15 protein-coding genes and 1 riboswitch are annotated in these 13,184 nt (G+C 64.5%); of the genes, 8 read left to right on the top strand and 7 right to left on the bottom strand.

What is annotated here, in order from left to right:
* Window positions 1–22 precede the first annotated feature (22 nt).
* A complete protein-coding gene (locus B3H47_RS00920; protein WP_286985442.1) occupies window positions 23–868 on the top strand; it encodes a metal ABC transporter ATP-binding protein in 846 nt (281 codons plus the stop codon).
* The gene (locus B3H47_RS00915; RefSeq protein ID WP_286985441.1) at window positions 865–1,674 is read left to right on the top strand and encodes a metal ABC transporter permease; all 810 of its coding nucleotides are present in this window, start codon (window positions 865–867) and stop codon (window positions 1,672–1,674) included. Before B3H47_RS00920 ends, B3H47_RS00915 begins: the two co-directional genes overlap by 4 nt.
* Before the next feature lie 21 nt (window positions 1,675–1,695).
* On the opposite strand, the gene ilvD is transcribed toward B3H47_RS00915, so the two are convergent.
* Window positions 1,696–3,381 (bottom strand): dihydroxy-acid dehydratase, encoded by a 1,686-nt coding sequence (gene ilvD, locus B3H47_RS00910; RefSeq protein WP_286985440.1) that lies wholly within the window; start codon window positions 3,379–3,381, stop codon window positions 1,696–1,698.
* 161 nt (window positions 3,382–3,542) lie between these two features.
* On the opposite strand from ilvD, the gene lgt reads away from it, so the two are divergent.
* Window positions 3,543–4,370, top strand: a complete 828-nt coding sequence (gene lgt, locus B3H47_RS00905; RefSeq protein ID WP_013105814.1) for a prolipoprotein diacylglyceryl transferase — start codon at window positions 3,543–3,545, stop codon at window positions 4,368–4,370.
* 8 nt (window positions 4,371–4,378) lie between these two features.
* Here lgt and B3H47_RS00900 read toward each other — a convergent pair whose 3' ends face one another.
* From B3H47_RS00900 to B3H47_RS00890, 3 genes are all read right to left on the bottom strand, one after another.
* A complete protein-coding gene (locus B3H47_RS00900; protein ID WP_276710383.1) occupies window positions 4,379–4,825 on the bottom strand; it encodes a PIN domain-containing protein in 447 nt (148 codons plus the stop codon).
* A gap of 224 nt (window positions 4,826–5,049) precedes the next feature.
* Complete coding sequence (locus tag B3H47_RS00895) at window positions 5,050–5,382, bottom strand: cell division protein ZapA (RefSeq protein ID WP_286985439.1); 333 nt, start codon at window positions 5,380–5,382, stop codon at window positions 5,050–5,052.
* Window positions 5,379–5,621 (bottom strand): hypothetical protein, encoded by a 243-nt coding sequence (locus tag B3H47_RS00890; RefSeq protein WP_013105817.1) that lies wholly within the window; start codon window positions 5,619–5,621, stop codon window positions 5,379–5,381. The genes B3H47_RS00895 and B3H47_RS00890 overlap by 4 nt, the downstream gene beginning before the upstream one ends.
* Window positions 5,622–5,676: 55 nt before the next feature.
* A riboswitch (cobalamin riboswitch) is annotated at window positions 5,677–5,909 on the top strand.
* Window positions 5,910–6,066: 157 nt separating this feature from the next.
* On the opposite strand from B3H47_RS00890, the gene B3H47_RS00885 reads away from it, so the two are divergent.
* The 4 genes from B3H47_RS00885 to B3H47_RS00870 are packed head-to-tail and all read left to right on the top strand — an operon-like array spanning window position 6,067 to window position 11,029.
* Entirely contained in the window at window positions 6,067–8,001 is a 1,935-nt protein-coding gene (locus B3H47_RS00885; protein ID WP_286985438.1) for a TonB-dependent receptor domain-containing protein, read from the top strand.
* Window positions 8,002–8,007: 6 nt separating this feature from the next.
* Window positions 8,008–8,976, top strand: coding sequence for a FecCD family ABC transporter permease (locus B3H47_RS00880; RefSeq protein WP_276710374.1), 969 nt, complete (start codon window positions 8,008–8,010; stop codon window positions 8,974–8,976).
* Window positions 8,973–9,734, top strand: a complete 762-nt coding sequence (locus B3H47_RS00875) for an ABC transporter ATP-binding protein (protein WP_276710371.1) — start codon at window positions 8,973–8,975, stop codon at window positions 9,732–9,734. The genes B3H47_RS00880 and B3H47_RS00875 overlap by 4 nt, the downstream gene beginning before the upstream one ends.
* A 44-nt stretch (window positions 9,735–9,778) precedes the next feature.
* Window positions 9,779–11,029, top strand: a complete 1,251-nt coding sequence (locus B3H47_RS00870; protein ID WP_286985437.1) for an NAD-binding protein — start codon at window positions 9,779–9,781, stop codon at window positions 11,027–11,029.
* Window positions 11,030–11,098: 69 nt separating this feature from the next.
* On the opposite strand, the gene B3H47_RS00865 is transcribed toward B3H47_RS00870, so the two are convergent.
* The 3 genes from B3H47_RS00865 to B3H47_RS00855 are packed head-to-tail and all read right to left on the bottom strand — an operon-like array spanning window position 11,099 to window position 12,778.
* The gene (locus B3H47_RS00865) at window positions 11,099–11,887 is read right to left on the bottom strand and encodes a peptidylprolyl isomerase (protein WP_013105822.1); all 789 of its coding nucleotides are present in this window, start codon (window positions 11,885–11,887) and stop codon (window positions 11,099–11,101) included.
* Window positions 11,888–11,939: 52 nt separating this feature from the next.
* Complete coding sequence (locus tag B3H47_RS00860) at window positions 11,940–12,236, bottom strand: BolA family protein (protein WP_013123088.1); 297 nt, start codon at window positions 12,234–12,236, stop codon at window positions 11,940–11,942.
* Window positions 12,236–12,778, bottom strand: a complete 543-nt coding sequence (locus B3H47_RS00855) for a septation protein A (protein WP_013123089.1) — start codon at window positions 12,776–12,778, stop codon at window positions 12,236–12,238. The genes B3H47_RS00860 and B3H47_RS00855 overlap by 1 nt, the downstream gene beginning before the upstream one ends.
* 205 nt (window positions 12,779–12,983) lie before the next feature.
* Here B3H47_RS00855 and B3H47_RS00850 point away from each other — a divergent pair.
* On the top strand, window positions 12,984–13,184 hold a 201-nt coding region (locus B3H47_RS00850), incomplete at its 3' end, for a hypothetical protein (RefSeq protein WP_286985436.1).

Below are 13,184 nucleotides of genomic sequence, written 5' to 3'. Positions count from 1 at the left end.
CGTGTCGGCTCAACCCTCCGCGATGAACCTTCCGACCGAGTGGGCGGTGCAAGCACAGGGCCTGCGCTGCGCACTCGGGGGGCGCACCGTGCTCGAAGGGCTGGATCTGCACATCCGCCCCGGGCAGTTTGTCGGCGTGTTCGGCGCCAACGGTGCGGGCAAAACCACCTTGCTGCGCGCCTTGCTGGGCTTGCAGCCGCTGGAGTCGGGCCGCTTGCGTTTGCTGGGGCAGGAAGGCGTGTCCGAGCGGGCTCACATCGGCTATGTCTCGCAGCGCGACCCGGTTGGCGCCGACAGTTTTCTGCGGGTGCGCAGCTTTGTCGCCACGGCCTGGCAGGGCGAACGCTGGGGGCTGGGGCTCGGAGGTGCGCAGCAGCGTGCGCAGGCCGTCGATGCGGCGCTGAAGGCGATGGAAATGGAGCCGCTCGCCGAACGCGGCATGGACGCGCTCTCCGGCGGGCAGCGCCAGCGGGCACGCATCGCCCAGGCGCTGGTCAACCCGGTGCGCATGTTGCTGCTGGATGAACCGCTCTCCAACCTTGACCCCCAGGCGCAGCAGCGCATTTTGCAAACGGCGCGCCGGTTGTGTACCGAGCAGGGCATGACGGTGTTGATGACCGCGCACGACATCAATCCGCTGCTGCCGCACATGGATCAGGTGCTCTACCTCGCGGGCGGCCGGGGGCGGCTGGGCACGGTGGATGAGGTGGTCAACGCACCGGCGCTGTCGGCGCTGTATGGCCTGCCGATGGCCGTGGCGCGCGAAGGCGGCTATCTGTTCATTCATCCCGCCGGTGGCTTCATGCCCGAAGAGGCCGCACATTGCGGGCACGATCACGGTCATGCAGGCGAAGGAGCGGGCGCATGATCCTCGGTCTGGAATATGGCTTCATGCGGCATGCACTGCTGGCGGGCAGCGCGATTGCGGTGTTGAGCGCTGCCGTGGGCTATTTCATCACTCTGCGGCGGCAGGCGTTTGCCGCGCATGCGCTGTCGCATGTCGGCTTCACCGGCGCGGCGGGGGCCATTCTGCTGGGCCTGAGTCCTTATCTCGGCCTTTTTGCTTTTACGCTGACCAGCGGCGTTGCCCTGGCGCTGACGGGCGGGCGCATCCGCCAGCGCGATATCGGCATCGGCATGGTGCTCATGTTCGCCCTGGGGCTGGGCGTGCTGTTTCTCAATCTCTACACCGCCAACGCGCAGTCGGCGATGAGCATTCTGTTCGGCAGCATTGTGGGTATCACAGCGGCGCAGGCGGGTTTGTCGTTGCTGGTGTGTGTGGCCGGTCTGGCGGGGCTGGCCGTGCTGTATCGCCCGCTGTGCTTCGCCAGTTTCAACCCCGAAGGCGCTCAGGCGCGGGGGGTGAATACCCGGCTGCTCGACCTGCTGTTCATCTTGCTGGTGGCGGCCACGGTGGCGATTGCCGTGCCAGTGATCGGAGCCTTGCTGATTTTCGCTTTGCTCATCGGCCCCGCGGCCACGGCGCAGACTGTGAGCCGCAGCATCGCGGGCGGTGTCGGTTTGTCGATGGCGCTCGGGCTGGCGGTGACCTGGGGCGGGCTGGCTGCGGCGTATTACATCGGTTATCCAGCCAGCACCTGGATTGCCTCGCTGAGCTTTGGCCTGTATTTGCTCGGCCATGCCTGGCGCGCTGGGCAGGGCGGCTCGGGTTGAGCCGAGCGCGCCCCGGCTGCGTCAGCCCAGATCGGCATCGAGCACCGCGCCGCGATGCGAACTGCCGACCAGCGCCGCGAACTTGGCCATCACGCCGCGGGTGTAGCGTCTGGCGGGCGGCGTCCAGGCGGCGCGGCGTCGGGCGAGTTCTTCATCGCTGACGTGCAGGGTCAGGCTCAGGGAAGGCGCGTCGATGGTGATGCGGTCACCTTCCTGCACCAGGGCGATGGAGCCGCCTACCATGGCTTCGGGCGCGACGTGGCCGACGACCATGCCCCAGGTGCCGCCGGAGAACCGGCCGTCGGTGATAAGCCCAACCGACTCACCCAACCCCGCGCCCACCAGCGCCGACGTGGGCGCGAGCATCTCGGGCATGCCGGGGCCGCCCTTGGGCCCGAGGTAGCGCAGCACCATGATGTCGCCCGCCTTGATCTTGCCGGTCAGAATGGCTTCGAGCGCGCTTTGCTCGTCGTCGAACACGCGCGCGGGGCCGGTTATGCTGGGCTTTTTCAGCCCGGTGATCTTGGCCACGCAGCCGTCTTCGGCCAGATTGCCCTTGAGAATGGCCAGGTGGCCGTGGGCGTACATCGGCTTGTCGATGGGGCGAATCACGTCTTGCTCCGCGCTGGGCTGGGCGGGAACGTCCTTGAGATTCTCGGCCACGGTCTTGCCGTTGATGGTGATGCAGTCGCCATGCAGCACACCGGCTTCGAGCAGAATTTTCATCACTTGCGGAATGCCGCCAGCGCGGTGCAGATCGGTGGCGACATATCGGCCCGAGGGCTTCATGTCGCAGAGCACTGGGGTGCGCTTGCGAATCGCCTCGAAGTCTTCAATGGCAAACGGCACTTCGGCGGCATGCGCAATAGCCAGCAGATGCAGCACCGCGTTGGTCGAGCCGCCCGTGGCCATGACCACGGCAGCAGCGTTTTCCAGCGCCTTGCAGGTGACGATGTCGCGCGGCTTCAGCCCGGCGCGCACCGCGGCGAGCAGCGCCTGGCCGGAATCGCGCGCGGACTGCACTTTTTCCTGATGCACATTCGCCATGGTGGACGAGTAAGGCAGCGACATGCCCATGGCCTCGATGGCGCTGGACATGGTGTTGGCGGTGTACATGCCGCCGCAGGAGCCGCTGGTGGGCACAGAGCATTGCTCGATGGCGTCGAAATCGGCATCGCTCATACGCCCGGCGGCGTGTTCGCCCACGGCCTCGAAGACCGAGACGATGTTCAGATCCTTGCCCTTGTAATGGCCCGGCAGAATGGTGCCGCCATAGACGAAGATGCCCGGCACATTGCAGCGCAGCATGCCGATCATGGCGCCAGGCATGTTTTTGTCGCAGCCGCCCACGGTAACCACTCCGTCCATCCACTGGCCCTGCACGCAGGTCTCGACGCAGTCGGCAATGACTTCGCGCGACACCAGCGAGTACTTCATGCCCTCGGTGCCCATGGACATGCCGTCGGCAATGGTCGGCGTGCCGAACATCTGCGGATTGCCGCCAGCGGCGCGCACGCCCTCGATGGCGGCGTCGGCCAGGCGCTGCAGGCCGGAGTTGCAAGGGGTGATGGTGGAGTGCGCGTTGGCAATGCCGATCATCGGATTGCTGAAGTCCGACTTCTTGTAGCCCATGGCATAGAACATGGAGCGATTGGGCGCGCGCGATGCGCCCACGGTGATGTTTTCGGAACGCAGTTTCTGGGGCATGGCAGGCAGTGGGAGCGGGTCGACAATAACGTCATTGTCGTGCGGCAAGCGGCGGCGTGCACCGTCATGGAAGCGGCGCAGTAGTATCCAAAGGTAAATATTGGCTTGCCCGCGCGCCGCTTGAAAGGATTGCTCAAGGCAAGCCCGTACACTTCACGCCCATGCTGATCCACCCCGACTTCAATCCTATCGCCCTGCAACTTGGCCCGATCAAGGTGCATTGGTACGGCATCATGTACCTGCTGGGCTTCATCACTTTTTGGCTGCTGGCGCAAAAGCGCCTCAAAGACCAGCCTTATGCGCGCCAGGGCTGGACCTCGCGCGATATCGAAGACTTGCTGTTTGCCGGTGTGTTGGGCGTGATTCTGGGGGGGCGCACCGGCTACGTGCTGTTCTATCAGCCGGACTATTACTTCTCTCATCCGGCGCAGATCGTCGCGGTGTGGGACGGCGGCATGTCCTTCCACGGCGGGCTGCTCGGCGTGATGGTGGCGGCTTACTGGTTTGCGCGCACCCGGCGCTACTCGTGGCTGCAGATCATGGACTTTGTCGCTCCGCTCATTCCGCCCGGCCTGGCGTTCGGGCGCATCGGCAACTTCATCAACGGCGAGTTGTGGGGACGGCCAGCGCCCGCTTGGTGGCCCGGCGCGATGATCTACCCCAAGTCCGGCAGCATGGTGCCGCGCTTTCCCTCCGAGCTCTACGAAATGTTCCTCGAAGGCATTGTGTTGTTCGTGGTGCTGTGGTGGCTGTCGCGCAAAGAGCGGCCGCGCGGTTTCATTGCCGGGTGCTTCGCGCTCGGCTATGGGCTGGCGCGTTTCACCGATGAATTTTTCCGCCAGCCCGATGCGTTTCTCGGCTATCTCTGGTTTCACCTCACCATGGGGCAGTTGCTGTCGATCCCGCTGATCATTCTGGGCAGCGGCATGATCTGGTGGTCGCTGCGGCGCAAAAACCGTCTGCTGGCGCTGGGGCAGTCGGCTTCTTGACATCGGTTTCAGCCTGGCGCCGACGCGCTCTCGGGCGGGCCGATCTGCAGGCCGAGCGGCCTGGCGCGCCGCGCCAATTGCAGCACAGCGCGGTCGCGGCTCAACAGGTTTGCTGCATGCTGCGCCAAGGCGAGGTCGAGAAACACTTGGTCGTCAGGATCGGCACACACCAAGCAGTGCTGCGCTGGCGGTGTGGCGCAGCACTGCCCCCAACGCGCAAAACAATCGGTCAACTTGAGGGCTGATGCCTGGGGCTCGAACCGCCTGGCCAGCGCCGGATAGTGCACCACGCGCAAGGCCTCGACCTGCATGGCGGCACAGTAAATCCAGCGCACGCGGCCGCGCTGTATGGCCTCGGCCCAAGGACGCACGCGCGGGTCGTCGAACAGCGCCCAGTCGAGCAGCACCTGGGTGTCGAGAACGCAAAGGGCAGGGCGAAGCAAAGGGGAGGTCATGCGGGGGAGGTGTCTGCCGGAACCTGGTTGAGCGTTGATCCCTGAACCCTACTGGGACAGGTGGGCAAGGTCACTGCGCTTTGGGGACGTCTGCGCGAGACGTCACGCGCACACACAGAATTTCCAAGCCCGAGGCACAAATTTATCGGTTCAGGAAATTCCGACCCAACCAAACCCGACAGACGACCCCGATTGTAGGGCGATGAATCGTGGCCGGGGAAGAATCAGAGCAATTTGCCCTCGGCGCCCAGGGCTTCGTCGAGCTGACGGGTGAGTTGGGCCACGGCCTGCGCATCTTCTTCAAACGCCAGCGACGCCTGCGTCGATGCACCCGCGGCCTTGTTCGCATTGCGCGACTCGATCAGGCTGTGCGCCAGATTGAGCGCGGCAAGCACGGCGATCCGCTCGCGGGCGCGCACCTTGCCCATATCGCGAATGGCGCACATCTCGGTGTCCACTTCGCGCACGGCGGCCAGCAGCGCGGCTTGCTCGTCGGCGGGGCAGGCCAGGGTGTAGATCTGGCCCATGATGTTCACATCCAGCGTGGTCGTGCTCATGCGTGTGGGTCGGGCTCGCCCGAAATGGAAGGGGTCTGATCCAGCCGTGCCAGCAATCGGTCGATGCGCTGGGTGGCGTCGTGCAGGCGCTGACGCATCTGGTCGCGCTCGGCTTCGAGCGATTGCACCCGCTCGGCCAGCAAGGCGTTGGTGCGCAGCAACTCGTTGTGACGCAGCAGCAGCCGCTCAACGCGCGATTGCAACTGAGCGATGGCGGGGGAGGGCTGTCGTTCGTCCATGCGAGGCATTCTAAAGTCGGCCACCCGAGAGTCGGCAAAACAACGCTGTCGCCCGGCTAACATGACGGTCGTTGGTGCTCGCGCGGTGATTCACGCTGCGCAGTTAAACGGGAAACAGGAAGAGCCATGCCCCCGGCAGATGCTCCGGCCTGTGCTGCCCCCGCAACGGTCAGCGACCGAAGGCGCAAGCCTTCCGTTCGGACAAGCTCTCCACTGAATTTTCGGATTTGGGAAGGAGGTTCGGATCGCGTCGCCAGCCCGGATACCGGCCAACGACGAGAAGACGCGCAGCTTCGGGGCGAAGGGGCGCATCAAGGCCAGCCGGGTGCGCGCAGCGCAGCGCCTGCGAAGGTTGAGATGCGCTCTGGGCCCTGCCGCGGCGCACTTCAGCCGCGCCAGCCGTGCGGGGGAACACGGCAGCGCTCATTCATCCGGAAATTCAGTCATGTCTCAGCAGTTCCCTTCAAACGGCGTTGCTCCAGCCTCGTCTGGGCCTCGCGTGGTCCACTCATCTCAACCGATTTTCTTTCGCACCGCGCTGGCCGCGGCCATCAGTCTGGTCGGGCTGAACGCGCAGGCGCAGACCGCTCCGGCCGACGCCACCGCGCTGCCGCCGGTGGTGGTGTCGGCCACGGGCTACCCGCAGCCGCTGGCCGATGCCTTGCCGGGCGTCAGCGTGATCACCCGCGAGCAGATCGAGCAAAGCGGTGCGCAAAACCTCACGACCTTGCTGCAGCAGGTGGCTGGCGTGCAGGTGACGAGCAACGGTGGCCCTGGGCAGTCGGGCAATGTGTATGTGCGCGGTTTTGGCGGGCCGGATGTGCTGGTGCTGCTCGACGGCGTGCCCATGAACGCACAAGACGCCACGGGCGTCGCGTATCTCAACAACTTCACCACCGATCAGATTCAGCGCATCGAGATCATCCGCGGCAATGTGTCGGCCATCTACGGCTCGGGCGCGATCGGCGGAGTGGTGCTGATCACCACACGCGCGGGCAGCAAAAAGCCGCAGGCCTCGATCTCGGTCACTGCAGGCAGCCGCAATACGGCCACCGTGTCGGCCAACGCCAGCGGGCAGGTCGGCAACACGGCCTTGCAGGCCGGGGTCAGCCGTTATACGACGCAGGGCGTCAGTGCAATCAACCCCGCCCAGCTCAGCAATGCCAACCCGAACAACAACGGCTACGGCAACACGACGATGAACGGCTCGATCGTGCAGACCCTGGCGCCGGGGCAGTCGCTGGGCCTGCGTGCATTCAGCAGCAAGGGCCGCGCCAGCTACGACAGCTATGGCGCCTACGCCAGTCCGACCGATACCAATCTGAGCAGCACCTCGCAGGATCTGTATCAGCTGTTCAGCGACAACCAATTGACCGCCGCTTGGAAGTCTCATCTGAGCGTCTCGCAGCAGAGCACCACCAACACGACCGAGAACTTCAGCGCCTACCCCTACAGCGGTACTTATCGCACCCGGGTTCAGCAACTGCTGTGGCGCAATGTGGTGCAACTCGGCAGCGGCTGGACGGCCACGGGTGGGCTGGAATGGCAGAGCCAGGGCATCAGTTCGATCACCGGTTCGATTCCCTCCAAGGATCGCCATGCCAAGGCGGCCTTCGTCGGACTGGACGGCAGCGTCAACGGCAACGAGTTTCAATTGAATCTGCGCCATGACGCGATTGACGGCTACTCGGGCCAGAACACCGGCTATTTCGGCTACGGACGAGAACTGGGCAGCGGTTTCAAAGCGATTGCCAGCTACTCCACCGCCTTCAATGCGGCGCCGCTGGGCTATCTGTACGCGCCTTACTACGGTAACGCCAATCTGAAGGCGGAGAAGGCGCACTCTGTCGAGGCCGGTTTGCAGTGGTCGCAAGGGGCGAACGTGCTGCGGGCCACGCTGTTCCAGACCAAGGCGACCGACCAGTGGCAGTATGACTTCACGACCAGCACCTTCCAGAACATCGCCAGCAGCCGCACGCGGGGGTTGGAGTTGACCGGGCGCGGCGCGTGGAAGGGCTGGGCGTATGACGCCAACTTCACGCTGCAACAGCCCGTGAATACCAGTCTGCCTGGCGACCCGACGCTGCAGCGCCGCGCCCGCAGTCTGGCCAATGTCTCGGTCAACCACGAGTTCGCCTCAGTGCTTTATGGCGCTGCGGTGCATTACAGCGGTCCCCGTTGGGATAATGGTTCGGCCGGCCGGGTCACGCTAGGGAGCTACACCACGGTCGACCTCACCGCCAGCGGCGCGGTGTCGAAAGACTGGAGCTGGAATGCGCGGGTGCAGAACCTGTTCAACAAGAAGTATCAGACGGTTTACGGCTACAACCGCGAACCGCTGGGCGTGTTCGTCGGTCTGACCTGGCGGCCCGCGTTCTGAGAGGGCGTGAACAAATCCGCCATGCGCTTTGAACGCTCAGTAAGCCCCGGTGCACGCAGTTCGTCGCTGTGGCGTTGGGTCTTACCGCTGCTGCTCGCCGCGGTCGTCGCGGTGGCGCTGTCGGTGGGGGAGGGTGGCTGGAATGCGGACATCGTCTGGCAGTTACGCCTGCCGCGGGTGCTGGCCGGCATGGGGGTGGGCGCGTTGCTGGCGCAGGCGGGGCTGGCCATGCAGATTCTGCTGCGCAATCCGCTGGCCGATCCTTATGTGCTCGGGGCATCCGGCGGCGCCGGCTTGGGCGCCATCGTGGCGCTGCTGCTGGGCGCGGCCTTGTGGCTGGGCAGCGTGATCGGGGCGGGCGCGGCGCTGCTTGCGCTGCTGCTCATGGGGCGGCGCATCATGGCGAGCCGCGACGACGAAGCCTCGGCCCAGCTCATTCTGATTGGCGCCATGCTGGCCGCAATGGCCGGGGCGCTGTCCACCCTGCTGCTGACCCTGGTGCCCGATCAGCAATTGCGCGGGGCGATGTTCTGGCTGGTGGGCAATCTTTCGGGGGCCACGCATGGCCTGTGGCTGTGCGGGCTGGCTGTGTTGGGCGCCGTGTGGCTGCTGTGGCGTCAGCGCCGCTATGACCGGCTATTGCTCGGCAGCGAGGCCGCGTGGCTGCTCGGCGAGCCGGTGACGCGGGCGCGGTTGGAACTCGTACTCTTGGCCGCTTTGGCCACAGGCGCTTCGGTGGCGGTGGCCGGAGCGGTGGGATTTGTCGGGCTGGTCGTGCCGCAGGCCTTGCGGCTGGTCGGTCTGCAGCGCATGCGCGATCAGGCCTGGGCCGCCCCCCTGGCCGGGGCGGCTCTGGTCGTGGCCGCCGACACGCTGGCTCGCGGGGTCGTCATGCCCTATGAGCTGCCGGTCGGTGCGGTCACAGCACTCGTTGGCGCGCCGGTGTTCATTCTCATGCTGCGGCGGGCGCGATGAAGTCGGACGCCTGGCTGCAGGTCGATGCGCTCGATGTCGTGGCCGCAGCGCATCAGCCGGCCTTGGCCCGCAATCTGTCGTTTCGCCTGCAGCCGGGGCAGCGGCTGGGGCTGATTGGTCGCAATGGCGCGGGCAAGTCCACCTTGCTGCGTCAACTGGCCGGGCTACTTTCTTTGCATGGCGAGCGCGCCGCGGTTCGGCTGGCTGGGCAGCCCTTGTCTGAACTGGGCCCGGAGCGTCTGGCAGCGCTGCGCACCCTCATGCCAGCCCAGCCGCGCGACCGCTTCAACCTGTCGGCGCTCGCCCTGCTCGAACTCTCGCAGCCTGAACCTGACGGGCCCTCCGCCCATGAGGCACTGCGCCGGGTGGATGCCTGGGCGCTGCGAGATCGCCCGGTGCTCGACCTGTCCGCCGGTGAGCGACAAAGGGTGAGCCTGGCGCAGGCGCTGGTACAAGGCGCAACCCTGCTGCTGCTCGACGAGCCGGTGGCGTTTCAAGATCCTGGGCATCAGTCCCTCGTGGGTGCGGTGCTGTCCAACCTGAGCGACCGCGTGGTGGTGTTTTGTGCGCACGACGTGAACTGGGTCGCGCGTTGTGCCACCCATGTGCTGGGCCTCGGCTTGCAGCAGCAGGCGCAAGGCTGGTTCTTCGACACCTGCGAGGCTGCTCTGCAAGCCGAGCGGCTGCATCATCTGTACGACTGCCGCTGGACGCAGTTGCGCGACGCCAACGGACTCCGCGCCTGGGTGGCCCTGTAGCGCTCGATTCAGGGCTGCGGCTGCGGATCGCCGATACTTACGCCATGGCAACAACGATCTCGCCCCCGGACACCCCCAAACCCCCACTGCCCAAGGCCAGCCGCTGGCGTGTGCTCAAGGCCAGGGTGAGCACGGCAACGCGGCTGTTGCTGAGCAAGCTGGGGCAAAACGGACCACAGTGGCTGATCGCCTTTCTGGCGCTGGCAACAGGCGTGGCGCAGATCAGCCCGCAATTCGTGCAGATGCGCCAAGCCGTGCTCGACATCCTGGCGCAGGGCGCCGACGGCATCTCCGGTTTGGCCGATCTGGCCGCGTTTCCGCATGTGATCATCGGCATCGGGCTCATTCTCATGGTGCCGGGCTTGCTGCTGCGGGCGCGGGTGGCCTGGGTGCTCGGGGTGCTGCTCAGCGCCCTGTCAGCCGGGCTGGCATTGTGGGCCGCTCATGGAGGGATCAACGCCACCGTTGCGCTCTCGGGCCTGTTGCTGCTGGCGCTGCTGCTTTACACCAGCCGCTTTGCCCGCAGCAGCCTGGCCGCCAGCTCACTGTTTGCCCTGCTGGGTGTAGGCAGCCTGCTGATCTACGGCACGCTGGGCAGCCTGTGGTTCGGCGCGGGATACACGCCGCCGATTCACAGCCTGCCCACGGCGTTTTATTACACCATCGAGACCATGTCCACGGTCGGCTATGGCGACATCGTGCCGCGCACTTTGCAGGCGCGCATGTTTACCGTGTCCATGATCGTGCTGGGCATTTCGGTGTTTGCCACCACGCTGTCGGTCGTGATCGGGCCGCTGATCGGGGGCAGTCTCAAACGGACTCTGGAGGGAAAAATGCAACGCGAACAGCGCAAGAACCATTACGTCATCATCGGCGCGTCGAGCCTGGCTTATGCCATGTGGAAGGAGCTGAGCAGCCGGGGCGTGCCGGTCACCATCATCGCTCCCAGCGGCCACCCCTCGCCGTTTCCCGAAAGCGCCGACGTCATCACCGCCGACGCCACGCGCAGCGAAACGCTCGAACTCGCCGGTGTGCCCAAGGCCAAGGCCGTGCTCACCCTGCGCGACGACGATGCCGAAAACGCCTTCGCCGTGCTCGCGGTGAAGGAATTGGCCCCGGGCGTGAAGACCATCGCCGGGGTCAACGACGTGCGGCACGTCAACAAAATCCGGCGGGTTCAACCCGACGTGCTGTTCGCCCCGCAGCTACTCGGCAGTCAGTTGCTCGCGCGCGATCTGTTCGACGAGCCCATCGACAACAGCACCGTTCACAAACTGTTGTTTCCAGAGACTTGAGGCATGAACTGATCAAGCCATGAAAAACGCCCGCAGATGCGGGCGTTTTGTTGCAGGGACGAAGCCGGATCACTCGGTAATCTTGGCTTTGGCGCGCAGTTCGTCCTGATACTTGGTGACTTCCTGGCGCTGCAGTTCGGCCTGGATTTGCGGCTTGAGTTGATCGAGCGTCGGGGCCTTGGCCGGGCGGGTGGCGTCGAGCTTGATCACATGCCAGCCGAACTGGCTCTGCACCGGCGTCTGGGTGTACTGGCCGGGCTTAAGGGCTTCAAGCGCCTTGGCGAACGGCGGCACATAGTTGTTGGGGGTGGACCAACCCAGATCGCCGCCATTGGCTGCGCTGCCGGTGTCCTTGGAGTATTTCTTCGCCAGCTCGGAGAACTTGGCGCCCTTTTTCAGCTGGGCGATGATGTCCTGAGCTTCTTTTTCGCTCGGCACCAGGATGTGCTGCGCCTTGTATTCGGTGGAGCCGAAGCTCTTGACGAATTTGTCGTATTCGGCCTTGATCTGGGCATCGGTGATGGGATGCTTTTGCAGATAGGCGTTGAACAGCGCGCGGATGAGGATGTTCTGACGCGCGATGCGAATCTCGTCTTGCACTGCGGTTTCTTTGTCCAGGCCGAGCTTGTCGGCTTCCTGCACCATCACTTCACGGCTGATCAGCTCGTTTTTCACCATCTCTTTGAGTTGGGGCGTGACGGCCTGACCCTGCTGCTTGGCCATGCTGTTGGCGACGGAGTCGGCCAGGGACTGCGGAATGGGCTTGCCATTCACAGTGGCGATGTTCTGTGCCCAGACGGGGGCGGCAAACGCGCAGCTCAATGCGGCAACGGCCAGAATGCGGGAGAGTTTCAACATGAAGTCATCCAGAAGGGGAGGGAACAAACGACCAGGGCGCACGGTCAAGTTTTCAGTGTGCGCTGACCTCGGGAGGGTCTCCGGGGGCCTGGCAATCGAGCACCAGCGCATGAATCTCATGGTGCATCATCGAAGCCAAGGCATCATACACGAGGCGGTGCCGCGCGAGACGCGAGGCGCCAGCGAACCGCGCGCTGACGATGCGCACGCGGAAATGACTGCCCATCGCATCGAATCCGCCATGCCCTGCGTGAGCGGCGGAGTCGTCGGTGACCTGCAGCGTTTCGGGCTTGAGCGCCTGCTGCAACAGGGTCTCGATGCGATCTCGGCGGGAAATCGGCCCGGACATCAAGCGTTCTCGTCCAGCTTCATATGCTTGGCCAGCAGCAGCGACTGCCCGAGCACGAACACCAGCGTCAGCGCTAGGCTGCCGAACAGCTTGAAGTCCACCCATAGGTTGGTGGAGAAGTTGTAGGCGATCACGATGTTGAGCACGCCCATCAGCGCGAAAAAAGCCACCCACGACCAGTTGACGCGGTTCCAGATCGGATCGGGGAGTTGCATCTGCTTGCCCATGAGGGCGCGCATCAGATTCTTGCCCTGAAACAGTTGCGCCCCGGCGAGGATGAGGGCAAACAGCCAGTACAGCACGGTGGGCTTCCACTTGATGAAGGTGTCGTTGTGGAACAGCAGCGTCGCGCCGCCGAAGACGACGACCACGGCCAGGCTCATCCACAGCATCGGCTCGACCTTGCGGTGCTTGAACCAGACCCAGCCGATTTGCGCAAAGGTCGCGGCGATGGTCACCGCCGTGGCGGCGTAAATGCCAGCCACCTTGAATACGATGAAAAACAGGATGATGGGGAAGAAATCAAAAATCAGTTTAGGCATATGAAAAATAAAAAATAGATTTTTTGGGCCGCAGAAAGTTGCCTCAAAGATTGAATGGGCTGCTGGCGCCAGCGGAATAGCAATTGGTCGATGGTATCGGCTTACCGAAGGTACTCCTACCTGCGCCCCTACACCTGGCGGTGGCCGCCCCCATCATCTGTTTAGCGGGATTGTTGCCCGCGGTCCGGGTCATGAGGCGTTCTCCATGTCAGCCTGGACCGGTAGTTTGCGGGCGGATGCGGCGATCTCGGCCCCCGCTGCGGCAAAGCGGCTGTCTTGTTCAGCGATGAGCGCATGGCAGTTTCCAGTTCGTGGTAAAGCGGGGTCAGAGATCGATCACATCGCCTTGTTTCGGGCGTTGTACCCGGGTGTTTTTGAGCCGTGCGGCAAACGCGTCCATGCTGTC

This window comes from Thiomonas sp. UBA7699 (assembly GCF_002482605.1).
GTDB classification, from domain to species: Bacteria; Pseudomonadota; Gammaproteobacteria; order Burkholderiales; family Burkholderiaceae_C; genus Thiomonas; species Thiomonas arsenitoxydans.
The sequence above is the reverse complement of the archived record's forward strand: the minus strand, read 5'-3'. Positions and strand labels throughout refer to the sequence as shown.

Excerpts from the sequence above, each read along its gene's own strand:
- B3H47_RS00920 (WP_286985442.1), top strand. The coding sequence starts at position 23 with ATGAACCTTCCGACCGAGTGGGCGGTGCAAGCACAGGGCCTGCGCTGC.
- B3H47_RS00915 (WP_286985441.1), top strand. The coding sequence starts at position 865 with ATGATCCTCGGTCTGGAATATGGCTTCATGCGGCATGCACTGCTGGCG.
- ilvD (WP_286985440.1), bottom strand. The coding sequence starts at position 3,381 with ATGCCCCAGAAACTGCGTTCCGAAAACATCACCGTGGGCGCATCGCGC.
- lgt (WP_013105814.1), top strand. The coding sequence starts at position 3,543 with ATGCTGATCCACCCCGACTTCAATCCTATCGCCCTGCAACTTGGCCCG.
- B3H47_RS00900 (WP_276710383.1), bottom strand. The coding sequence starts at position 4,825 with ATGACCTCCCCTTTGCTTCGCCCTGCCCTTTGCGTTCTCGACACCCAG.
- B3H47_RS00895 (WP_286985439.1), bottom strand. The coding sequence starts at position 5,382 with ATGAGCACGACCACGCTGGATGTGAACATCATGGGCCAGATCTACACC.
- B3H47_RS00890 (WP_013105817.1), bottom strand. The coding sequence starts at position 5,621 with ATGGACGAACGACAGCCCTCCCCCGCCATCGCTCAGTTGCAATCGCGC.
- B3H47_RS00885 (WP_286985438.1), top strand. The coding sequence starts at position 6,067 with ATGTCTCAGCAGTTCCCTTCAAACGGCGTTGCTCCAGCCTCGTCTGGG.
- B3H47_RS00875 (WP_276710371.1), top strand. The coding sequence starts at position 8,973 with ATGAAGTCGGACGCCTGGCTGCAGGTCGATGCGCTCGATGTCGTGGCC.
- B3H47_RS00870 (WP_286985437.1), top strand. The coding sequence starts at position 9,779 with ATGGCAACAACGATCTCGCCCCCGGACACCCCCAAACCCCCACTGCCC.
- B3H47_RS00865 (WP_013105822.1), bottom strand. The coding sequence starts at position 11,887 with ATGTTGAAACTCTCCCGCATTCTGGCCGTTGCCGCATTGAGCTGCGCG.
- B3H47_RS00860 (WP_013123088.1), bottom strand. The coding sequence starts at position 12,236 with ATGTCCGGGCCGATTTCCCGCCGAGATCGCATCGAGACCCTGTTGCAG.
- B3H47_RS00855 (WP_013123089.1), bottom strand. The coding sequence starts at position 12,778 with ATGCCTAAACTGATTTTTGATTTCTTCCCCATCATCCTGTTTTTCATC.